A 21,985-nucleotide genomic window follows, 5' to 3' on the forward strand; every position below is an offset into this window, starting at 1 on the left:
TTAAGACGCAAAAAACTACCCCCCGAGTATTCTCGTGGTGGTAGTGGTGGTGTTAATTGCGCTTACGTATATTTTGTTCATGCGTCAGTAATAACAAATCATCCCTATCGCAGCAAGCATTTTGTTTATAAAAAAATAAATGACAGACAAAATAAAGACAAAATAAATGGCCATCCATAATGAATTATTGGACCGTCGCGGCCAACCTCTTTTGCTCACAGTAAAAGGCACAGTTGAAGCCTTTTATCGTTAAGCTTTAGCGCAAAGAGCGGGATCATAACAACGGCCAATTAATATTGGCCGTTTTTGTTTGCCTATTCTACTTCTGCGGCTAAACCATAGGCCTGGTAAATCTGTTTTACACGGCCCGATGCAGCCATATCAAGCAGCGCCCGATTAAGTTCATCGAAAATAGCAGCATGGGTAGAGTTACGGGACATACCAAAATAATGTTCGATCCGATTCGACTGACGGTAATCGGCATAGCTAAAACGATCGTAACCGAGCTGCTTGAAGGCATTCTCAATGGCGGCACGATCGAGCACCACCATAGTGTCAAAACGCCCCATGATAAACATGCGAGCCATGTTTTCATCATCGGTAGACTCAATTTTACGTAGCGCGGGATCTGTATTAAAACGCTCAAAATAAACTGTGCCCCGTTTAACCCCTACAGTAACCTGATACAAATCCTCATAGGACTTAATCCGTCCTTCCTCGCCGGCTTTTACGAGAAACAAAATATCACGAGTTTGCGTGGCGATAGGACCAAGAAACCGTACAAATGCCTCTCGTTCATCGTCTCGTATGGTGCGCGGCACAATATCGACCGTTCCGACCCGCAACTCATGAATGCTGCGTGCAAAAGGACGCGCGCTCCATTCGACGCGATAACCGACCTTAGCCGCCGCTTCCTCAAGAATATCCTTTAATGGACTCGTCATAGTATTAGTCTGCTCATCAAGCACCATCTCAGGAGGACGATGCCGAAAATCGGCACGCAGCACTTTAGAAAAAGGAGCCGATTGCAGCTCAGCGGCGACAATGATGTCCGCGAAAAAACCACAACCAAGCACACACAAAATTGCGTAAACAGAAGGCAACGAAACAAGGATACTTTTAAAATACATAGAGATGCCCGCGAATTTATATGTTGCATTTAGCATAACTCAAAAAATCGAAAACTAAAGTGCATAAAACATAGGCCCAGCCTGTAATTGTGATAAAGCGCATTGATTAAACTGCACAGAGCGGGTTAAAGTGTGACCACTTAAGGAAAATGCAGGGCAAACTCGAACTCAATCATCGAGCACGCCATTTAGGGAAGAAGAAGCAAATCAGCAATGTGCGCCCAAACTCTAAGCAGACAAGTCTGCCACCACTTTCCAAAATAATAAGTACATTTTATTAGCGGGTTATGTCATCGGGTTAACTATTGACTCGCATTACTTCAGGGACGTAAATGACCGATTTCAGCAGCATTCTTTTATCCTACGGGATACTTCTCTCTGGCCTTCTTGTCACAGTGGGTGTGATGTATGTGTTGCTCAAACATCGCGATGCAACCGTCAAGTTGCCCGTTGATCGTGAGCAACTGACCCGTATCCCCGCCTATGGCTTACAAGAGCAAATCCATGATCTGCAATTAGATTTAATCGGCTGCATGATGATGGGACTATTGATTGTTTGCCTTCCATTTGCCGCCAGCAGCATCCAAGCGCATATCACAGTCGGAAAATTCCCTTGGTTGTTCGCCTTAACAGGTTTAATAGGAGTAATTTACTTCGGCATTAAAACCTGGAAACTCTTTTCCAAACTAATCAAATTACGCCTCGGCCATACCGCAGAAATCGCCACAGCCAATGAGCTCATAGGCTTACAAGCATTGGGTTATCAAGTATTTCACGATATCCAAGCCGACGGCTTTAACATCGACCATCTTGTCGTAGGCAAAAATGGTGTATTCGCCATTGAAACCAAAGGCCGCCATAAACGGAACAAAGACCTACTCCAAACCAATGGAAATGGCTCAAGCTCTGGTAAAAAAGGCTAACAAGTATTTTACAAAGACGGGCGCTTAAACTTCCCCTCGTGGACAGAAACCAAACCAATCGAACAAGCGCAGCGCCAAGCCAAGTGGGTCAGCCAATGGTTAACCAAGGCTACAGGGACATCAGTATCATCAACCCCAGTCCTAGTATTCCCCGGCTGGTATGTCACAAGTCAATCGAAACCACCGTTTCCGATCCTCAACCACAAACAATGAGTCGGAACGATCCCGAAACTGAAAACCCAAGATCTTACCCAGCAACAGGTCGACACCATCATCTACCAAGTCGCCCAAAGATGCCTAAGTAAAAGCGAGGCGAGGAAATGAAATCCATGGAATGTTTCTAACACTATTAATTGAAATTAATCTGAGGCTTTCATCTTGAATATCTAAATAGTTATAAGTGTATGGTCATGGAAGCAACTCGAATAGTAATATTTCTATACTCGCCAGTAGGGTATAGGCGTTAACTTCAAAATAATAAGGAAGTGTAAATGGCTAATATATACCCCCGAGGCTCAGAGTGGCGTAAATGGGATCTACATATTCACTCACCAGCATCATTTCACTGGGATGGACAAAAATTTAACGCCGATCCCAATTCACCTGAAAACACTCGACTTATTGACGAAATGATTAAGACCTTGAATGAAGCAGAGCCTGCTGTATTCGCCATTATGGACTATTGGACTTTTGATGGATGGTTTGCTTTAAAGAAACGCCTAGCACAACCTGATGCACCAAAATTAAAAAAAACCGTTTTTCCAGGAATTGAATTGAGATTAGTCGCACCTATGGAAGGGCGTTTGAATGCTCATGTTTTGTTTTCAGATAAAATTGATGACCAAGATTTACAGGATTTTAAAACTGGACTAAATGTTGCGCTTATTAACCGGCCTCTATCTGATCACTCATTAAAATTCCTAGCACGGCATGTCGGTGCAGATTTACTAAGAGAAAAAGGATTCAGCAAAAATGATGTTGACCAGAATGATGAGAGCGCTCTTAGAGCGGGTTCTACTATTGCAGAGATCACCTGTGACAGTTACCAGAAAGCAATACGAAATGTTCCAAATCAAATGGCGCTTGGCTTCATGCCATTTGATACTAGCGATGGTTTAGCTGAAGTAAAGTGGAAAGAACATTATTCCTACGTTCTTGGTCTGTTCGATTCATCGCCAATATTCGAGACTAGAAATCCTGATCTATGGGCTGCATTTACTGGTATCGAAACAGAGACAAACTCACATTGGTTCAGTAATTTTCAAGCTGCTTTAAGTAATATACCTAGACTTGCAGTTTCAGGTAGTGATGCTCATAGATTTGTAGGTGTCAAAGGTAATAACGATTGCAGAGGATATGGTGACTATCCCTCTGAAAAAGCTACTTGGATCAAAGCAAATCCAACATTCGAAGGACTTAAACAAGCTATAAAAGAACCTGCAAAGCGTTCGTTTATAGGAAAAACACCATCGAAGATACAGCTAGTAAATGAAAATCGAAGTCGTTTTATCGAAACTTTAGAAGTGAATAAAACTGAAAACTCAACATTTGCAGACTCTTGGCTTGATAAAACAAAGCTTCAATTAAACCATGACTTAGTCGCCATTATTGGTAACAAAGGCAGTGGAAAAAGTGCTTTGGCAGATATTGTCGCATTACTAGGTAACTCCAAACAAAGCCATCATTTTTCCTTCTTAAAAGCAAACAGATTTAGAGGGAAAACTGGCGAACCAGCAATCCACTTCAATGCAAAAGTAACATGGGGGGATACAAAAGAACTGGCTAAAAACCTAAATGAAAATCCTGCTACAGAAAATGTAGAACTAGTAAAGTATATTCCTCAAGGCCATTTTGAAGAACTTTGTAATGCACATGTTTCAGGTCAATCCGACGCATTCGAAAATGAGCTTAGAGCTGTTATTTTCTCACATGCTGATGACTCAATAAGATTGGGTGCCTTCGATTTTGAGCAATTAATAGAGCAGCAAGAAAGTTCATTACGCAGCCAAATTGAAAGTTGTAGTAGTCAACTGCACAAAATAAATGAGCAAACTGCATTCATAGAAAATCAGTTAACTGATGAAGTACGGAAAACATTAGAAGAACTATTATCTGAAAAGCAAAGACTGCTAGATGAGTTAGCCAACACTAAACCTGAAGATGTGCCAGAACCAAATACAGATCTTAGTCCAGAACAACAACAAGTATCTAATCAACTTGCTGCTATCAATCAAGAACTGGAAGAAATAAATAATAAACATGAATTAAATAAAATTGAATTGACCAATTTAGCAGTTAAAAACAAAGCATGTAAGAATATAAAAACAGGTTTTGAAATTTTAAAACGAGCAATTGACCAATTTCACTCTGATTATTTATCTGACGCAACAACTCTTGGCTTACAAATTGATCAGCTAGTAAAAATAGAAGTAGATGAAAAACCAATTACTTCTATTGAAATTCAAAATATCAATAGGGACAGTGAACTAAAAGAAGCCCAGCTTAGACTGAACACTGAAAAACTGGAACTGATAGAAAGAAAAGTTCCATTAAGTGCTCAATTGAATGCTCCGCAACAAGCTTTTCAGCAATATCAAGATCAACTTAAATCTTGGAATGAAAAGAAAAGCGCACTGCTAGGAACAAATGAAGATCCTGATACTCTTGAGGGGCTAAGACATAGAAAAATTCAATTGGAACAACTACCTAATCAACGAAAAATTTTGCATGAACAGAGACTAGATTTGACTCGTCAGATCTTTAGCGCCCTCGAAGAGCAAAAAGCTTACCGAGAAGCACTTTTTTCTCCGGTTCAATCCCTAATTCAAAGTAATGCCCTTATACGTAATGAATATAAATTACAATTTCGAGCTGAGCTAAGTACAACTAGCGACCTCATATCAAACAAATTATTCTCTTTAGTAAAGCAAGCATCAGGAGAGTTTAGAGGTGAGCTAGAAAGTATATCTGTCATAAAAGATTTAATGGATAAGCATGATCTGAATGATGTTGAATCTATGCTAAGTTTCACTGAAGAATTACATAAAAAGTTAGAGATTGCATCAAAAAATCAAGTTGGAATATCTTCATTGCTAAGAAAAGATCGGACTGCTGATGAAGTTTATGACCTAATTTATGGCTTAGAATACATTGAACCTCGATATACTTTAATGTTTCAAGATGCACAAATAGAGCAGTTATCACCAGGACAGAGAGGAGCATTACTTTTAATTTTCTATCTACTTGTTGATAAAGGTGACACACCTATTATCTTAGATCAACCCGAAGAAAATTTAGACAATGAAACAATTGTTAGCTTGCTTGTCCCTGTATTGACTGAAGCTAAACAAAAAAGACAAATTATAATGGTCACGCATAACCCTAACCTTGCTGTTGTCTGTGATGCTGAGCAGATTATTCATAGTGAGTTCGACCGAACAAATGGCCATAAAATCAAATATACTTCAGGTGCAATAGAATGTAGCGCAATCAATAGTAAAGTCGTTGATGTTCTCGAAGGCACGATGCCAGCATTCAATAACAGAAGAATGAAGTATTTGTAATGCTATTTTGTCTGTAATTGGCCTAACTTATTGATATGGAAATCTGAGCTAAAAATTACACATTAGTCAAAAGTTGCACCAAATACAGCATTGTTGCACCAGTGACCTTCTAAAACATGGATGTTTTAGCAGAGCTTACAGGGATGTATTTACAGCGAGTCACTGGTGTAACAGTGCGAGAGCCTGCGGCAGGCAATTAGGAAGTACAGTTGCCAGAAGCCACAAAATTGGCCCATTCGCACCACTAAGCTCGCCAGAGAGAATACGCATAAAACAAAAAAGCGACCCTAAGGTCGCTTTTTAACGTTCATAATCGCATTGCAGCCGAAGCTAACTCCCAATAAGGGCTTGCTGTCGCAAGCCCAAACCAGCAATTACTCGTAGTCTTCCATCGGCGCACAACTACACATTAGGTTGCGGTCGCCGTAGACATCATCAATACGATTCACAGTTGGCCAGAACTTGTTAGTGCGCACTGCTGCACTTGGGAACACGGCCACTTCGCGGCTGTATGGACGCGTATCAAACTCTGGGTCCATGATATCGGCCATAGTGTGCGGTGCGTTGTGCAGCGGGTTGTTGTCCACTGGCCATTCACCTGATTCCACTTTGGCGATTTCAGCGCGGATTGACACCATAGCGTCGATGAAACGATCGAGTTCCACCTTAGACTCAGATTCCGTCGGCTCAATCATCAGGGTTCCCGCAACAGGGAAGCTCATGGTTGGTGCGTGGAAACCGTAGTCATTCAAACGCTTAGCGATATCCATTTCGGTCACGCCTGAGGCTTCTTTCAGTGGGCGTAGGTCGATAATACATTCGTGCGCGACGCGATCGTTACGGCCACGGAACAATACTGGGTAGTGTTCAGACAGCTTCTTCATCACGTAGTTAGCGTTTAACAGCGCAGTTTGGGTCGACTTTTTCAGGCCTTGTGAACCTAACAGCTTAATGTACATCCAGCTGATGGGCAGAATACCAGCGCTACCGTAAGGTGCAGCAGATACAGCGCCGTTGTGGTCACTTTCACGACCCGGTTTAACCACAACGTGACCCGCAACAAATGGAGCTAAGTGTGATTTCACACCGATTGGGCCCATACCTGGACCACCGCCGCCGTGTGGAATCGCGAAGGTTTTGTGTAGGTTAAGGTGTGATACGTCGGCACCGATAAAGCCAGGAGACGTTAAGCCAACCTGCGCGTTCATATTGGCGCCGTCTAAGTACACTTGACCGCCGTGCTGATGCACTATGTCGCAGATTTCGCGGATAGATTCTTCATACACACCGTGGGTCGATGGGTAAGTGATCATGATGCAAGACAGGTTTTCAGCCACTTCGGCGGCTTTGGTCTTCAGATCGTCTAAATCGACGTTACCTTGCTTGTCACACGCCGTCACCACCACTTGCATACCGGCTAATTGCGCCGATGCTGGGTTAGTACCGTGGGCAGATTGCGGGATCAAACAGATGTTTCTGTGCGCATCGCCGCGTGACTCATGGTATTTCTTGATGGCTAACAAGCCAGCGTATTCACCTTGAGCGCCTGAGTTAGGTTGGATACACACAGCGTCGTAGCCTGTGATGTTCACTAACCAAGTCGACAACTCTTCAATCAACTGGGTGTAGCCTTTGGCTTGATCCAGTGGGCTGAATGGGTGCATGTTGGCAAATTCTGGCCAGCTCACAGGGAGCATTTCAACCGCTGCGTTTAACTTCATGGTGCATGAGCCCAGTGAAATCATCGAGTAGTTAAGTGCTAAGTCTTTGCTTTCGAGACGTTTGATATAACGCATCATCTCGGTTTCGCTTTGATAGCGATTGAAGGTTGGGTGGCTTAAAATCGCATCTTGGCGCACGAGTGCAGCAGGAATCGATTGGCTACCTTGGCTCACGATTTGCGCGTCTAACGCGGCAACATCTAAACCATGGCCAGCGCCTAAGATCACATCAAACAGCGCGTCGATATCTGTGCGCAATGTGGTTTCATCTAAGCTCACGCCCACAGTGCCGTCGGCATCGAAACGTAGGTTCATTTCAGCAGCCAGTGCACGTGCATTAACAGCTGCGACATCTAAGCCTTTGATGCTGATGGTATCAAACCAAGTGCTGTTAACTAAACTCACGCCCTTCGCTTGCAAACCAGCCGCTAAAATATCGGCAAAACGGTTAATGCGTGATGCGATAGTTTTCAGGCCATCTGGGCCGTGGAATACGGCGTAGAAAGACGCCATGTTCGCTAACAAAATTTGTGCAGTACAAATGTTTGAGTTGGCTTTTTCGCGGCGGATATGTTGCTCGCGAGTTTGCATCGCCATACGCAGTGCGCGGTTACCACGGGCGTCTTTTGACACACCAATGATACGGCCAGGCATAGAACGTTTGTGTTCGTCACGGGCAACGAAGAAAGCCGCGTGTGGACCACCAAAGCCCATTGGCACGCCAAAACGCTGTGCACTACCAAATACCACATCGGCGCCCATAGAGCCCGGTGATTTCAGTAATACCAAGGACATAATGTCGGCGGCCACAGTCACAATCACATTCTTCGCACGCAGGGTTGCGAATAATTCGGTGAAGTCAGTGATTTGACCGAAACGGTTAGTATATTGGAACAAAGCACCAAACAGCTCGTAGTTAACGGCTTCGCTTGCAGGGCCAACCACCACTTCAAAACCAAAACACTCAGCGCGGGTTTTTACTACGTCTAAGGTTTGCGGGAACACATCATCGGCAACGAAGAAGATATTGGCTTTTTTCGCTTTAGAAACACGCTTTGCCAGCGCCATCGCTTCGGCAGCAGCGGTTGCTTCATCTAACAAAGAAGCAGAAGCCAAATCTAAACCCGTTAAATCCATCGACACTTGTTGGAAGTTTAGAATGGCTTCTAAACGGCCTTGGGCGATTTCTGGCTGATATGGCGTGTAAGCCGTGTACCAACCTGGGTTTTCAAATACGTTACGCAGGATCACGTTTGGCACTTGAGTGCCGTAGTAACCCATACCTATGTAGCTCTTAAATACTTGGTTTTGGTCCGCTAAACCACGAATGTAGGCAATGCCTTCGGCTTCGCCGCAGGAATCACCAATGCTCAGGTCTTGGCTTAAACGGATCGACTCAGGCACGATTTGCGCGGTCAGATCTTCCAGTGACTCAGCACCAACAAAATTCAGCATCGCTTGCTGTTGGTTGCTATCTGGGCCGATATGACGACGTAAGAATAAATCGTGCTGTTCTAACTGAGTGAGGGTTTGCTTGGTCATGATAAACCTTGTTCCAGATTTGCCGAAATTCAGAACTGTAGGGTACTGATTAACGGGCTGTTGTTATGTCAATCTTGCGCTAAAACAAACGAAGCCCCTCAGGGCTTCGTTAGCGTCGACGATTAATCTTCGTCGATTACAGCTTGGTAGCCTTCGGCATCCAGCAGGGCGTCGACTTCTAATTCGTCAGAAGGCATTACGCGGAAGAACCAGCCTTCGCCGTAAGCGCTGCTGTTAACGAGTTCTGGAGAATCTTCCAGCGCTTCGTTCACGGCAATCACTTCGCCAGAAATTGGGGCATAAATGTCAGACGCCGCTTTTACTGATTCAGCTACAGCACAGTCTTCACCCGCAGTTACAGTGTCGCCAACTTCTGGGAGTTCAACGAAAACCATGTCACCTAACAGCTCTTGGGCGTGCTCAGTGATACCAACTGTGTAGCTGCCGTCTTCTTCCTTGCGGATCCATTCGTGTGAAGAGGCGTATTTCAGTTCTGTCGGAATATTGCTCATTGTTCTTGTTCCTTGTTCCGTTTTTTTAAAATGCTTGTTTACCGTTGCGCACAAAGTTTGGCGCTACTACTCTAACAGCCACACGTTTTTTACGCATTTCGACTTCCGCCGTATCCCCAATCGAGTTAGGAACACGCGCCATCGCAATAGAATAGCCCAATGTTGGCGAGAAAGTACCGCTGGTAATCACGCCTTGGTGCTCAACACCGGCTGAGTCGGTGAAAAATACTGGCATATCATGGCGTAACACGCCCTTTTCTTCCATCACTAGACCAACAAGTTTGTCGGTTCCGGCATCGCGAAGTGTTTCGAGGGCTTTACGGCCGATGAAGTCACGGTCGCTTGGTTCCCATGCGATGGTCCAGCCCATGTTGGCGGCCAATGGGTTGATGGTTTCGTCCATATCTAAGCCGTAGAGATTCATACCGGCTTCAAGACGCAGTGTGTCACGGGCACCGAGACCACAAGGTTTAACACCTTGATCTAACAATGCTTGCCACATAGCTTGGGCTTCGTCTTCTGGGACGATAATTTCGTAGCCTGCTTCGCCAGTGTAACCCGTAGTCGCAATAAACAGAGAACCGGCTTGCTTACCGAAGAAAGGTTTCATGCCTTCGATGGCGGCGTTTTGCTCGGCACTGAGCACGGCAGCGGCTTTCGCTTTAGCGTTAGGACCTTGAACGGCGATCATCGCCAGTTCTGGACGCTCAGTCACAGTGACATCAAAACCTTGGGATTGCTTGGCGATCCAAGCGAGATCTTTTTCGCGGGTCGCTGAGTTCACTACCACGCGGTAGTTAGTGTCAGTGAGATAGTAAGTGATGAGGTCGTCGATGACGCCAGCATTTTCGTCTAACATGCCGCCGTATAAGGCTTTACCTGGAACTTTAAGCTTAGCCACATCGTTTGCCAGCAACTTACGCAGAAATGTACAAGCGTCGTTACCAATCACATCAACCACAGTCATGTGGGAAACGTCGAACATACCCGCGTCTTGACGCACGGCATTGTGTTCTTCGATTTGTGAACCATAGTTGAGGGGCATATCCCAACCGTGGAAGTCGACCATCTTAGCGTTTGATTCTAAGTGCTTGTTAAACAGAATAGTTTTGTTAGCCATTGTTATCCCTTTTTTGCGGCCTTTTTCAGGTCTCTGCCTAGTGTAGGGTAATATCAATCCGGTTAAATATCTGGCTATTGCAGCGATTTGCCAATGTTTACCATTAGCCGCCCTTCGGGAGCAACTCACACATTTCACTTCTGCGTTGCATTTGCTTGAAAGGAATTGACCCTTTCTGCATCAATGCGTCTTGAATTGAAACGCCTGATTGGCTCTGAACTAATCAGATATTTATCGTGATTGTTATAAATACTAGGGTCTAAAATGCGGCGAAATTATACCTTGCGTCACAAATTTGTATACAGGAGATTTTTCTAATCCGAAGTCAGTGTCATTAGATTTTCTCATCTTTAACATGTAATTTTTTTACATGCGAAGACCAGATTTGCGCAGCTTGCAGTCAATATGCTGATATTAGCGGCAATTCTGATCACATTAGCGCAACCGAGGCTAACGACATAACTTAGGCAGCGCCGACTTATTGCCCATGGCCTGTTGTATGAACACTGTTTTCAGCCCAGCGACATTATCAACCAGATTTAAGCCCAGATCGCGGATCGCTTTTTTCAGCGGATTCGTCCCTTCGAATAAGCGTTTAAAGCCTTCCATCGCCGCAATCATCTCCATTGCATCGGCTTTACGCCAACGTTCCAGTGCGCGCAGCTGGGCATAATCGCCGATATCTTTACCCGCTTGCTGTAATTCGCTGATGACTTCGATGATGCTGGCCGCATCTAAAAAGCCAAGGTTCACCCCTTGGCCAGCCAGCGGATGGATAGTGTGGGCGGCATCGCCTGCCAACACTAAACGGTGGCGGGCAAAATGGCGGGCGTAGCGCATCCGTAATGGAAAGGCTTGGCGCTCGCTTTCCAGCTGGCAAATCCCCAAACGACCGTCGAAAGCCGCGGTTAAATTGCGCTCGAATTGCACTTTGTCCATCGCCAATAATTCATTGGCGCGCTCGGGCGGCACCGACCAGACGATGGAGCAGAGATTGTCTTCATACAGGGGTAAAAATGCTAACGGGCCGTCCTTTAAAAACACTTGGCGGGCGGTGGCAAGGTGCGGCATTTCGGTGCGGATCGTCGCGACAATTGCGTGGTGGCCGTAATCCCAAAATGTCAGCGGGATCTTGCATTGCTCGCGCACCCAAGAGTTGGCGCCATCGGCGGCGATCACCAAGGCAGCACTGACGTTGTCGCCATTGGCGAGGGTCAGCCAAGCTTCGCGCTCACCAAAGGCAATGCGTTCTAAGCGTTGGTTTTCAATATGAGTGATATTGTCAAACTCAGCGACGCGTTTCGCCAGCGCAAAGCTAATGGCATCGTTTTCGATAATCGCGCCAAGACTGGTTTCGCTGATGCTGTTGGCGTCAAAGGCAATTTTGCCGAAACCGTCTTTATCCCACACCGCCATTTTTTGATAAGGCGTGGCGCGGGAAGTGTCTAAATAAGTCCATGCACCTAAGTTTTCTAACAAGCGCTGACTCGCCTTATTGATGGCGCTCACCCGTAAACGCGGCTCGCCGACAACGGCATCCGTGTGGCCCGCATCGATAACGACGACATTAAGATTGGCCTGTGCCAATCCAATCGCGGTGGCGAGTCCCACCATGCCGCCACCCACAATGGCGATGTCATAGGCTTGTGAACTTAACATGGGTACATCCTTTTCGCGTTGCGATACCAGTAATGAAAAGCGAGTTATTTCCAGCCCATCGCCTTTTGAGCAACGGGGGTTTTAAGTGGCGGAAACCAAGATAATAAGCGCAAGCCTAAGTTACGACCCAGCGCCATCGGCCAGTATTGGTTTGAAAAGCCACGGACTAAAAATTCGATATTCCGGATAGTGCTGTTTCTGTCGTGCTCGCGGGCATTGAGATAAGCATGGGTCACGGCGGCGGAGCCGATATCATCACCCTGCACTAGCGCCTTTTTGAGCACCTCAAGCAAGCTCACTACATCCCGCAGCCCTAAGTTAAATCCTTGCCCCGCAATAGGATGCAGCGTCTGCGCCGCATTGCCGATAAACACACATCTGTGATGGATTGGCCTTGGCATATACGACAAATTAAGCGGATACGCATGGCGCGCGCTGACATCGATAAACGTGCCTGCTCGATAACCAAAGGCCTGTTGCAGCGCCGCTAAAAATTCCGCTTTAGGCGCGGTTTGTATCTGTTTAGCCCGTGCATCATCGAGCGCCCACACCAGGGATAAACGAGGTTGACCTTGGCTATCGCCCATAGGCAATAACGCTAAGGGACCCGTTTGGGTAAAACGCTCATAGGCCAAATGTTGATGCGGCTTGTCGGTTTGAATATTGGCAATAATCGCGGTTTGCTCGAAGGCCACTTGGGTCACGGGCAAAGCAAAACTGCTGCGCACTTTGGATTGCAGACCATCGGCGGCGACCACGAGTTTGGCTTGAAGGCGCTCGCCCGTGTCGAGCACTAAGGTGTGGCCTTCAACGGCGGGTTCCACTTGGGCAAGCTTGGCGGGGCAATAGAGTTTTACCTCGCTCTTATTCAACTCGTTAAACAACACTTGGCCGACACGCTCAAGCTCGACCACTTGGCCTAAGGCCTCTAAATGAAACTGCGCGGCATTGAGTTCTGTCATGCCAAAGTGGCCGCGATCCGATACATGGATATTTTCAATCGCCGTGCCCAAATGGGCGAGCTTTGGCCAGAGGCCTAAACGGGACAATTCGAAAATTGAGCCGTGGGCGATAGCGATGGAGCGAGCATCGAATCCGGGGTGTTGTTTATCGGGAAGGTGCGCCTCGATTAAGGCGATAGAAAGCGGCCTAGCTGCGGATAAAGAAAGACGCGCGAGAGCCAACGCGAGAGTCGCCCCCGCCATCGCACCGCCTACAATCGCGATGTCGACGTGTTGAACTGAAGTATCCATGTGATTTGTGGCCGTCATGGGGATCTCATTCAAGCTTTGGCATGGCACTAAAGCATGTAAACATAAGAGATGTAAACATCAGTGCTATGCACTCAAAAACACCAGTGCTATGGATTCAAAGGCAGGTTTGCCCGCCTTTGATATCAAATGAAGCCACTACTGCGTTAACTTATTAAGCATTTAACCTAAGCATTTAACCTAAGCATTTAACCTAAGCATTTAACCTAAGCATTAAACCTAAGCACTAACTTAAGCGCTAAACAATCGCGGTAAATTAATGCACCACCGCAGTATCGTCGGTCTCGCCCAGCGGGATCTCAGGGCCAAACTCCGAATAACACATAATGGCGGCAATACGCACAAACTCGAGTAGTTCAGTGTAAGCGGCTTCGGATTCTTCATCGTCGGCAACATCAAATTCCACTTGAGCAATTTCTGCCAAATCTTTGATCACTTCACGCACTTCTGCCGAGGCTTGATTCAGTTTCGGCTGAATAATTGCCATGCCAGTCAAAAAGCTTTGGGTCCAAAGGGACAAGGCTTCAACTCGTTGGCTGAGCGGCTCTTCTTCTTCGGGCAACAGCGGCATGAAACCAAATTCAAAATCCACTAAACGCGCGACAGAATCATTAAACAAATCACACACTAATTGGTGCAACTGCGCTGGCAAAGGTTGACCATCGTTCATCAAGTCAAATAAAGGCTTGATCCAAGTGTCGCCAGTTTGCGCTACACCACCGCAAATTAAACCGACTAAAGCACCGTGAACTTCTACCGGATGTTGGCCGATTTCAGCCGCATCTAAGGCGAGTTTTAAGCTGTCGATACGTAACGAAGGAGGGGTTGCCATGTCAGATCCCAATAAGATTTTTCCAGCAGCAATGCTAGCAGAGATAAAGACTTGAACCAATACTGAATCCCAATAATGGCGAAATCGGCCACACCCTGATAAAAAATTATCCAACTGCTCACACAAACAGCAAACAAAACCGCCAAAGACCAATCCATTTGCGGCTTACCTTGCACTTTTAATATCAGCCCTATATAGTCCGCCCTAAGAGGCTAACGAAAGGATCACCCGCGACATGAGTAACAGTGCTGTTGAAATTACCCTACTTGGGCGCACCTACTCTATCGCTTGCCCGAAAGGTCAAGAGGATGCCTTACGTACGGTAGCGTTGGGAGTTGAACAACAACTCACAGCGTTAAAAACCCGAACCAATAGCCTAAGCCGCGAAGAAATTGCCATTATGGCGGCGCTGAATATTGGACACGAGTTGTTCCAAGAAAAGCAAAAAAATAAGCATTATATGCAACAGATGGACGACAGGATCAGCTTGCTGCAGTCTACCCTCGAAAATGCCTTAGTTGAGCGTTCAACTAAATAGATTTAAACTGTGCGCCTTGGTGATTTAACACCATTTGAGTTAAACCGACTGACGCACAGTGAATGGCTAAACTGGATTATCTACATAAACCAATGCTTTAGCGATTCAATACCGTTTTGCTCCCTGGGATGCATGCCAACTGGTAATGTCCCTGTGCCGATAATTTTTATCTCAGGGTGAATGCTTTACTGACATTGTGCATGCTCGGCTTGTACCGAGAAGCCTTAGGAGGTAATCATTTACCCGCCTTGAACCTACGGTTCAAGGGCTACACCGGTAGCGGCATTCTGGGGAGCATCTTAATTTATGTCTACATCCTCCAAACTTTCTCATTTGAATACCCAAAGCGACACGGCGCACCTTGCCGTAGAGGTTGCTACTGTTGGTGAAATGACTGATGTCGCAAGCCATGCGGCAGTTATCGCCATTCATACGCAAGAAAACCGCAATCAGTTACGCAAAAGCATTCGCACCGCCCGCAAATCTCTTTCAGGAAACCGAGCAAATCCAAGCAAGCTTAAGCGCCAGTCAACGAATGCTCGATGCATTGCAGGCCCAAAATGCGCAACATGTGGCGCTGTATCTCACCCACGATGGCGAACTCGCCACGCCGCCGCTGATCGCTGCGCTGTGGCAATTGGGCATTCACACCTATCTGCCAAGGTTGCATCCCTTCAATGCAGGGCAACTGTTATTCCTGCATTACAGTGCTGACACGCCGATGCAGGCGAATCAATTCGGCATCTTAGAGCCTAAGTTAGATGTGCGCGCCATTATCCCAGTAACTGAGCTAGATGTGGTTATCACGCCCTTGGTGGCGTTTGATTTAATGGGGAATCGCATGGGCATGGGCGGCGGTTATTACGATAGGACGCTGGCAAACTGGCAGCTTAAAGGTAAACCTTTGCCTATGGGTTACGCCCACGACTGCCAGCAAGTGGTGAGTTTACCCTGCGAGCATTGGGATGTGCCTTTGCCATTCATCATCACCCCAAGTCGCGTACTGACGTTTTAAGCCATTAGCTGTTGCTCGAAAAATCAAATGACTATTTTAACTGGCGACCGCCGTCGACATTATGGCAACGACCGGTGACGTAACGGCTATTAAGCAGGTAGTCCACTAGTTCGATAATCTCCGCATTCCCCGCCTCTTTCGGCAACAGCGCTTTGGCTAAGGTTTTTTGCTGATAGGCGGCGTCATCACCCGTATTAAATAGGATCATCGCTGGTGCAATCGAATTGACTTTCACCTCGGGCGCGAATTTGGCGGCAAAGGATAGCGTCATATTGTGCAGCGCGGCTTTACTGGCGGCATAGGCTATGTGCTTCTGACTGCCCTTCTCTGCCACGTAGTCGGTAATATGAATCACATCACTGCCGCCGATTTCATCGCCAGCAGCGGCACGTAGCTGCACCTCTAAGGCCAAGTTCAGCTGATAGGGCACGCTCACATGCACTTGCATCATCCGCTGCAGCACTTGGCTCGGTGTAAAAGAAGTACTCTTTAAAGGCTCATTCTTTGTAAGAACAGGATCAGGCAGCCAGTCCGAAGCATTGTGAATAATGGCGCGAATTTGAGGCAGTTGAGTTAACTCATCAATTAAGGCTTGCACTTGGGCATCGTCATAAAAATCGCAGGGATACAGAGTCGCGCCTAAAGCGTTCAGCTCATCGATGCTATCGTAATGGCTGCGATAAGTACCAATCACCTGCTGACCTTGGGCGAGAAAATGTTTGGCTAAGGCGTAACCTATGCGTTTACCCACGCCTGTGATTATGATGGGAGATGTCATACCTATCCTTTTGAGTCGGTTATTTGTCAGGCTTTACCTTGTTCACTTAAAAATCAGCAATCAAGTTAAACTGATGAATAACCAAGATGTTACTGCACTCATTTGAATTTAACCTAACAAAAAGCCAAATGAGGCGCGGATTCAATTTAAAATCAGCGTTGATCTAAAATCAGCTGCGATCTAAAACCCTTTATTCTGCGTATAGGCTATAAGAAACCAAGCTTAAGTGCACAAGCCAAGAGCTTAGACCAAGTATTGTGATCAAGTCATCAGAGGTGGACCCGATGGAACTGCGGATTTTTTATGATGGTAACTGCCCATTATGTAGCGCCGAAATGCGTCAACTGAAAGCGCGCGATCCCAACAACTTGATTGCGCTTGAGGATTTAAATGCATCCGACTTTAGCGAGCGTTTCAGCCATATCGATAGAGACTACGCCAATACTATTCTTCACGGTGAAACCGCAACGGGCGAAGTGTTACTCGGGTTAGATGTCACGTGTAAAGCGTGGGCACTGACAGGGACGCGCGCTTGGATCCAACTGTTACGCCTGCCCGTGATTAAAACTGTCGCCGATTGGACTTACCTGCGCTTTGCTAAACACAGATACCGCATCTCCTATTTACTGACGGGCAAAGCCCGCTGCGACGATAACTGCCAAATTCCCACCAAACGCCGCTGAATGAGCTTTAGAAAGTGTAAAACGCAGGCATAAAAAAACGGAGCTCAATGGCTCCGTTTTTTAATTCGTCATAATCTAAAAAGATTATCCGAAAGATTATTTAACGAAATCAACGCCTAGTTTGATATCGCCTTTCAGCGTATCTAACATAGAATCACGAGCGTTAGCTTCGAATGCACTCACTTCACCGTAAGGCAGTACTTTTTCAATACCGTTTTTGCCTAACAGCACAGGTTGTGCGAAGAACTCTGCGTGCTCGCTGCCGCCGTCAACATAGGCGCATTCAACGATGTTAGCTTCGCCTTGCAGACCACGAACCAAAGACAGACCGAAACGGCAAGCCGCTTGACCCATAGACAGAGTCGCGCTTCCGCCACCGGCTTTAGCTTCAACCACTTCTGTACCCGCGTTTTGGATGCGAGTAGTCAGACTTGCCACTTCTTCGTCAGTGAAAATCACGCCTTCTACTTGAGACAGTAATGGCAGAATGGTCACGCCGCTGTGGCCGCCGATCACATTGACTTTAACGTCAGCAACATTCAGGCCTTTTAATTCAGCGATGAAGGTTTCAGAGCGGATCACGTCTAATGTCGTGATACCGAACAGACGGTTCTTATCGTAAACACCCGCTTTTTTCATCACTTCTGCAGCGATAGCGACAGTAGTGTTGACTGGGTTAGTGATAATGCCAACCAAAGCCGTAGGGCAAGTTGCCGCTACTTTTTCGATCAGGTTGCGAACGATACCAGCATTGATATTGAACAGATCTGAACGATCCATACCAGGCTTACGCGCAACACCAGCAGAAATTAGAACAACGTCAGCACCCACTAGGGCAGGCGTTGGATCTTCACCAGCAAAACCTTTGATTTCAACAGCAGTAGGGATGTGGCTCAAGTCAACCGCAACACCCGGAGTAACCGGTGCGATATCATATAGAGACAAATGTGAACCCGCAGGCAGTTGAGTTTTTAACAGTAGGGCAAGAGCCTGGCCGATACCACCAGCAGCACCAAGTACAGCAACTTTCATAGTTATCTCCGTTATTTCTCGGATATGTGTGACATGGATCTAATTTACGTTGGCGTCACATTACTGGAATGTCACAACAATTTCAATTATCCCTTAGTCGTGGGACAAAAGAATTCCGGAATAACTTAGAAGCAATGTAGAACAATTACTCAAATTGGTATTTTTAAGCCCCCAGCAAACGCTTAACCACAGGGGATTAGTGAATTTTTATTCAACCAATCTGGTTATTTGTTGACAATTTTTCTAAAAATATTCAAAATGGGCCTGTTTTTTTGAATAACGAATAATAATATTATGCAAACGACCAAGAATCAGGATGACCTTGTTAGAATTTTTAAGTCGATTTTAAAAGAAGAGCGCTTTGGCTCTCAAAGTGAAATCGTCACCGCCTTGCAAGCTGAAGGCTTTGGTAATATTAACCAATCAAAAGTATCACGCATGCTCAGCAAGTTCGGCGCAGTGCGGACTCGCAACGCTAAGCAAGAGATGGTGTATTGCTTGCCGGCCGAATTAGGCGTACCCACCGCGGGTAGCCCGCTGAAGAATTTGGTACTCGACGTCGATCATAACCAAGCAATGATTGTCGTGCGAACTAGCCCAGGTGCCGCGCAGCTGATTGCCCGTTTATTGGATTCTATCGGTAAACCAGAAGGCATTTTGGGCACGATTGCCGGTGATGACACTATCTTTATTTGTCCATCGAGCATCCAAGATATCGCCGATACCTTAGAAACCATCAAATCTTTATTCAATTACGCAGAATAAAAAAACAGGTCAGCTTGCTGACCTGTTCTATTTCATCTGTACGCATTTCTGTCCAATCTTGCGCTGATTATTTGGCCATTGTCCCGATTACGTTACACATTTAAGCCAATCTCGCGCGCACCGATGTTTATACGCTAAGGTCAGTAAGCCACACTGATGCGCTGATTTGCGTGAGTGCCCTGTTCGGCCTCATCTAACATGGCTTTAGCGTAATCCGTAACAGAAATGCGGCTGCGACCATTAGCATCGGTAAAGAAGCTGTCGCCACCAAGGCGATATGGGCCTTCACTCTCGCCAGGATAAATCTCAGCGGCGGGGCTCACAAAGGTCCAATTAATTGCAGTTTGCGCCGCACGGAATACCTGCAAAGCTTCACCCTGAGCTAACGCCTCATCTTTATATGCAGCGGGGAAATCTGGGCTAGAAACCAGAGTCACACCCGGTGCCACTTCTAAGCTCCCTGCGCCACCAACCCACAATAAACGTGGCACCTTAGCGTTAGGCAGCACATCCAGTAAATGCTGAACCGTACTCGCCACTAGGTCATGATTTTGTTGTGCGCGGCCACCAACAGCGGCAATGACAACATCTACGCCAGCAAAGGTTTGCGCAACTAATGGCTGCTCTAAATCCACAGCATGCACAGCCACATCAGTAGCGGATAACTTGCTCGGATCACGCACTAGCGCTGTTACTTGGTGCCCACGGCTCAATGCTTCTTTTAAAATTGCACCACCAATCCAACCTGTTGCACCTAAAATTGCGATTTTCATTTCGTTAACTCTCTCTGATGATTTACATTGAAGCCAGTTTACTTGCAGTGGTTCCCGTGATAAACATCAATAAATGAGCATGATTGTTTCAGTTTGAGGTACTAATATGGATAAAATTGCCGCAATACGCAGTTTCGTCGAAGTGGCAAACTGTGGCAGCTTTACCAAAGCTGCCGAGCATTTAGACCTCAGCCGCCTGCAGGTGTCCCGCCATATTCAAGAAATTGAGCAGTGGTTGAGTTTACGCTTACTCCACCGTACCACCCGCAGCGTCAGCCTGACCTTACAAGGCGAAGAAGCGCTACAATTTTGCCAGCGGATATTAAGTGAAGTAGCCGCCATGGAAAGCCGCGCCCACAGCCATAACAGTGAACTGGTGGGCAGTATTCGTATCGCCACACCAATTGGCCTTGGACAGCACAGCCTGTTCGATGTTGTCGATCGCTTTATTAAAATTCACCCTAAGGTCAGTATTCAGCTGGTGATGTCGGACAGTTTTGCGCAATTGGTGGATGAGCGAGTCGATGTGGCATTGCGCTATACCGAGCAGCCGGATGATAATTTGATTGCGCGGCGTTTAATGACTATAGATGCCGTGATCTGCGCTGCGCCAAGCTACCTTGATAGCAACACACCACTTGTCGAGCCGATAGATCTGCTGGCTCACAACTGCCTGATACACTCGGCGCAACAAAATTGGCCTTTCCTGAAAGAGCTGCAAGCCGAGCATGTAAAAGTCACAGGTAATCTTAAAGCTAACGACATGGGCGTGCTGGTGAGTGCTGCGCTGCGGGGACATGGCATAGTGCGTTTGCCCTGCGACTTAGCAAATCAATACCTTGCTAGCGGTCAGCTCAAAGAAGTGTTGCCCGACTTTACGACGCCAGGCCAAACCCTGTGGGCTGTGTACTTGTCCCGCAGTTATCAGCAAAATCTGGTGCGCGCCTTTATCGATTACACCGCACAGCAATGGCAACTCGATATCAAAAAATGGCTCCCTGCGCATTAGCATAAAAAAACGCACTCAGGCGTTAGCGTAAGTGCGTTTCATTGATGCTGAATCTGCTCAAATATTGAAAGCTTATTCGTCGAATTGCAGCATAAAATCCAATGCGGGGGCAAAGAAGGATGAGCCTGTCATCGCTTTGGTAAAATGCATCAAGTGATCATGGTTACCTTCGCCATCACCAAACATCATGCTATGCAGCATCTTTTCAAAATGCTCAGGCGTGCGGCAGTTAGAAATAAACATCAATCCCTGCTCTTTTAGTGAACCATAGGGCATGCTCTGGCGCAGGATTTCCATCGACTGACCATTCGCATCTTTAAGATTCACCCGCTTGATATGGCTGGTCAGTGGCTTATCTTCTGACTCATATTCGATATTATCTTGCTTAGTGCGACCGATAATATCTTCTTGTTTTTTAACCGGTAATCTATGCCATTTACTCAGGTTATGGGCATACTTTTGCACATGAATATAGCTGCCGCCCCTAAACTCTGGATCTTCATCGCCAACCAGAGCGACTTCCTGACGGTGACGCCCCTTAGGGTTTTCAGTGCCATCGACAAAGCCGGTTAAATCGCGGCTATCCATAAATCGAAAGCCACGTTCTTCATCGACTAGTTCCACTAAGTCTTCAAACATTTGGCTGATTTCATTAGCGACTAAATGCAGAATATCGTAACGGTCGCAGCGGATATGCACGAACAAATCATATTCAATGGCCGGCGCTTCGCGGCTGCCGACTTGCATAGCAGGAAAAGGCTTGAGCATTTCAGGGCGAGCATTGGGGTAGAGGCTATCCCAATAATTAGCGCCAATCCCCACAAAACCATTGAATGCACTGTCAGAGTATTGATCTGTCAGCTCATAAATATACTGCGCAACGTTGGCAAGACAGGGACGTAATTGTGACTCTACATTGTCATTGGCATTAAACATCAAATAGACACTGTGTAAGTTCCCCTCTGCACACACACCCAACTGTTCACGCGGCATATTTTGTATATCCATTTGGTTATCACCCTTTTTCTAAATTCATTTTCGGCAATATTATCCGCAACTTTACCTGAAAATGACATTAACTAACGCACAGTTTGTTCTGGTTTATCATGATAATGCTCA

At 46.3% G+C, this 21,985-nt stretch carries 16 protein-coding genes, 1 other RNA gene and 3 pseudogenes; 9 read left to right on the forward strand and 11 right to left on the reverse strand.

All coding sequences use genetic code 11. The annotated features are described in order from the left end of the window. Window positions 1–184: 184 nt before the first annotated feature. A pseudogene (locus AC5YB3_RS08260) lies at window positions 185–253 on the forward strand (DUF3297 family protein); the annotation flags it as partial. A gap of 61 nt (window positions 254–314) precedes the next feature. On the opposite strand, the gene AC5YB3_RS08265 reads toward AC5YB3_RS08260, so the two are convergent. Continuing rightward, window positions 315–1,130 (reverse strand): substrate-binding periplasmic protein, encoded by an 816-nt coding sequence (locus AC5YB3_RS08265; protein WP_311890187.1) that lies wholly within the window; start codon window positions 1,128–1,130, stop codon window positions 315–317. A 332-nt stretch (window positions 1,131–1,462) separates the two neighbouring features. Here AC5YB3_RS08265 and AC5YB3_RS08270 point away from each other — a divergent pair. Then, a pseudogene (locus AC5YB3_RS08270) lies at window positions 1,463–2,377 on the forward strand (nuclease-related domain-containing protein). Window positions 2,378–2,544: 167 nt separating this feature from the next. Continuing rightward, the gene (locus AC5YB3_RS08275; RefSeq protein WP_494526928.1) at window positions 2,545–5,616 is read left to right on the forward strand and encodes a TrlF family AAA-like ATPase; all 3,072 of its coding nucleotides are present in this window, start codon (window positions 2,545–2,547) and stop codon (window positions 5,614–5,616) included. 374 nt (window positions 5,617–5,990) lie between these two features. Here AC5YB3_RS08275 and gcvP read toward each other — a convergent pair whose 3' ends face one another. The 6 genes from gcvP to AC5YB3_RS08305 all read right to left on the reverse strand — a co-directional run bounded on the left by gcvP (window position 5,991) and on the right by AC5YB3_RS08305 (window position 14,273). After that, complete coding sequence (gcvP, locus tag AC5YB3_RS08280) at window positions 5,991–8,879, reverse strand: aminomethyl-transferring glycine dehydrogenase (RefSeq protein WP_494526929.1); 2,889 nt, start codon at window positions 8,877–8,879, stop codon at window positions 5,991–5,993. Between the two features lie 122 nt (window positions 8,880–9,001). Further along, a complete protein-coding gene (gene gcvH, locus AC5YB3_RS08285; RefSeq protein ID WP_494526930.1) occupies window positions 9,002–9,391 on the reverse strand; it encodes a glycine cleavage system protein GcvH in 390 nt (129 codons plus the stop codon). 25 nt (window positions 9,392–9,416) lie between these two features. Further along, complete coding sequence (gene gcvT / locus AC5YB3_RS08290; RefSeq protein WP_494526931.1) at window positions 9,417–10,511, reverse strand: glycine cleavage system aminomethyltransferase GcvT; 1,095 nt, start codon at window positions 10,509–10,511, stop codon at window positions 9,417–9,419. Window positions 10,512–10,961: 450 nt separating this feature from the next. Beyond that, the gene (locus AC5YB3_RS08295) at window positions 10,962–12,170 is read right to left on the reverse strand and encodes an FAD-dependent monooxygenase (RefSeq protein WP_259563378.1); all 1,209 of its coding nucleotides are present in this window, start codon (window positions 12,168–12,170) and stop codon (window positions 10,962–10,964) included. A gap of 44 nt (window positions 12,171–12,214) precedes the next feature. Continuing rightward, entirely contained in the window at window positions 12,215–13,441 is a 1,227-nt protein-coding gene (gene ubiH / locus AC5YB3_RS08300; RefSeq protein WP_494526932.1) for a 2-octaprenyl-6-methoxyphenyl hydroxylase, read from the reverse strand. Window positions 13,442–13,697: 256 nt separating this feature from the next. Further along, the gene (locus tag AC5YB3_RS08305) at window positions 13,698–14,273 is read right to left on the reverse strand and encodes a UPF0149 family protein (RefSeq protein WP_006080183.1); all 576 of its coding nucleotides are present in this window, start codon (window positions 14,271–14,273) and stop codon (window positions 13,698–13,700) included. A gap of 235 nt (window positions 14,274–14,508) precedes the next feature. Between AC5YB3_RS08305 and AC5YB3_RS08310 the strand changes: the two genes are divergently transcribed. From AC5YB3_RS08310 to AC5YB3_RS08320, 3 genes and pseudogenes are all read left to right on the forward strand, one after another. Then, window positions 14,509–14,811 carry a cell division protein ZapA gene (locus AC5YB3_RS08310; protein ID WP_006080182.1) on the forward strand — a complete coding sequence of 101 codons (303 nt, stop codon included), beginning with the start codon at window positions 14,509–14,511 and terminating at the stop codon, window positions 14,809–14,811. A 117-nt stretch (window positions 14,812–14,928) separates the two neighbouring features. Further along, window positions 14,929–15,109, forward strand: a non-coding RNA gene (gene ssrS / locus AC5YB3_RS08315) — 6S RNA. A gap of 8 nt (window positions 15,110–15,117) precedes the next feature. Continuing rightward, a pseudogene (locus AC5YB3_RS08320) lies at window positions 15,118–15,826 on the forward strand (5-formyltetrahydrofolate cyclo-ligase). A gap of 31 nt (window positions 15,827–15,857) precedes the next feature. Here the strand turns inward: AC5YB3_RS08320 and folM are convergent. Continuing rightward, a complete protein-coding gene (gene folM, locus AC5YB3_RS08325; protein WP_494526933.1) occupies window positions 15,858–16,604 on the reverse strand; it encodes a dihydromonapterin reductase in 747 nt (248 codons plus the stop codon). 284 nt (window positions 16,605–16,888) lie between these two features. Between folM and AC5YB3_RS08330 the strand changes: the two genes are divergently transcribed. Next, a complete protein-coding gene (locus AC5YB3_RS08330; protein WP_107403709.1) occupies window positions 16,889–17,287 on the forward strand; it encodes a thiol-disulfide oxidoreductase DCC family protein in 399 nt (132 codons plus the stop codon). Window positions 17,288–17,383: 96 nt separating this feature from the next. Here AC5YB3_RS08330 and mdh read toward each other — a convergent pair whose 3' ends face one another. Continuing rightward, on the reverse strand, window positions 17,384–18,319 hold the full coding sequence (mdh, locus tag AC5YB3_RS08335) for a malate dehydrogenase (protein ID WP_494526934.1): 936 nt from the start codon (window positions 18,317–18,319) through the stop codon (window positions 17,384–17,386). A 294-nt stretch (window positions 18,320–18,613) separates the two neighbouring features. On the opposite strand from mdh, the gene argR reads away from it, so the two are divergent. Continuing rightward, window positions 18,614–19,084, forward strand: coding sequence for a transcriptional regulator ArgR (argR, locus tag AC5YB3_RS08340; protein ID WP_006080175.1), 471 nt, complete (start codon window positions 18,614–18,616; stop codon window positions 19,082–19,084). A gap of 140 nt (window positions 19,085–19,224) precedes the next feature. Here the strand turns inward: argR and AC5YB3_RS08345 are convergent, their stop codons facing one another. Further along, on the reverse strand, window positions 19,225–19,857 hold the full coding sequence (locus tag AC5YB3_RS08345) for an NAD(P)-dependent oxidoreductase (protein ID WP_006084142.1): 633 nt from the start codon (window positions 19,855–19,857) through the stop codon (window positions 19,225–19,227). A 106-nt stretch (window positions 19,858–19,963) separates the two neighbouring features. Here AC5YB3_RS08345 and AC5YB3_RS08350 point away from each other — a divergent pair, with 106 nt between their 5' ends. After that, complete coding sequence (locus tag AC5YB3_RS08350) at window positions 19,964–20,866, forward strand: LysR family transcriptional regulator (protein ID WP_220591134.1); 903 nt, start codon at window positions 19,964–19,966, stop codon at window positions 20,864–20,866. 72 nt (window positions 20,867–20,938) lie between these two features. Here the strand turns inward: AC5YB3_RS08350 and AC5YB3_RS08355 are convergent, their stop codons facing one another. Then, on the reverse strand, window positions 20,939–21,874 hold the full coding sequence (locus AC5YB3_RS08355) for a Dyp-type peroxidase (protein ID WP_011845757.1): 936 nt from the start codon (window positions 21,872–21,874) through the stop codon (window positions 20,939–20,941). Between the last annotated feature and the right edge of the window lie 111 nt (window positions 21,875–21,985).

The sequence above is a fragment of the Shewanella sp. 1311 genome (assembly GCF_059338235.1).

Bases quoted from the DNA above. Each gene is read 5' to 3' on its own strand.
- AC5YB3_RS08265 (WP_311890187.1), bottom strand. From the start codon at position 1,130: ATGTATTTTAAAAGTATCCTTGTTTCGTTGCCTTCTGTTTACGCAATT.
- AC5YB3_RS08275 (WP_494526928.1), top strand. From the start codon at position 2,545: ATGGCTAATATATACCCCCGAGGCTCAGAGTGGCGTAAATGGGATCTA.
- gcvP (WP_494526929.1), bottom strand. From the start codon at position 8,879: ATGACCAAGCAAACCCTCACTCAGTTAGAACAGCACGATTTATTCTTA.
- gcvH (WP_494526930.1), bottom strand. From the start codon at position 9,391: ATGAGCAATATTCCGACAGAACTGAAATACGCCTCTTCACACGAATGG.
- gcvT (WP_494526931.1), bottom strand. From the start codon at position 10,511: ATGGCTAACAAAACTATTCTGTTTAACAAGCACTTAGAATCAAACGCT.
- AC5YB3_RS08295 (WP_259563378.1), bottom strand. From the start codon at position 12,170: ATGTTAAGTTCACAAGCCTATGACATCGCCATTGTGGGTGGCGGCATG.
- ubiH (WP_494526932.1), bottom strand. From the start codon at position 13,441: ATGACGGCCACAAATCACATGGATACTTCAGTTCAACACGTCGACATC.
- AC5YB3_RS08305 (WP_006080183.1), bottom strand. From the start codon at position 14,273: ATGGCAACCCCTCCTTCGTTACGTATCGACAGCTTAAAACTCGCCTTA.
- AC5YB3_RS08310 (WP_006080182.1), top strand. From the start codon at position 14,509: ATGAGTAACAGTGCTGTTGAAATTACCCTACTTGGGCGCACCTACTCT.
- folM (WP_494526933.1), bottom strand. From the start codon at position 16,604: ATGACATCTCCCATCATAATCACAGGCGTGGGTAAACGCATAGGTTAC.
- AC5YB3_RS08330 (WP_107403709.1), top strand. From the start codon at position 16,889: ATGGAACTGCGGATTTTTTATGATGGTAACTGCCCATTATGTAGCGCC.
- mdh (WP_494526934.1), bottom strand. From the start codon at position 18,319: ATGAAAGTTGCTGTACTTGGTGCTGCTGGTGGTATCGGCCAGGCTCTT.
- argR (WP_006080175.1), top strand. From the start codon at position 18,614: ATGCAAACGACCAAGAATCAGGATGACCTTGTTAGAATTTTTAAGTCG.
- AC5YB3_RS08345 (WP_006084142.1), bottom strand. From the start codon at position 19,857: ATGAAAATCGCAATTTTAGGTGCAACAGGTTGGATTGGTGGTGCAATT.
- AC5YB3_RS08350 (WP_220591134.1), top strand. From the start codon at position 19,964: ATGGATAAAATTGCCGCAATACGCAGTTTCGTCGAAGTGGCAAACTGT.
- AC5YB3_RS08355 (WP_011845757.1), bottom strand. From the start codon at position 21,874: ATGGATATACAAAATATGCCGCGTGAACAGTTGGGTGTGTGTGCAGAG.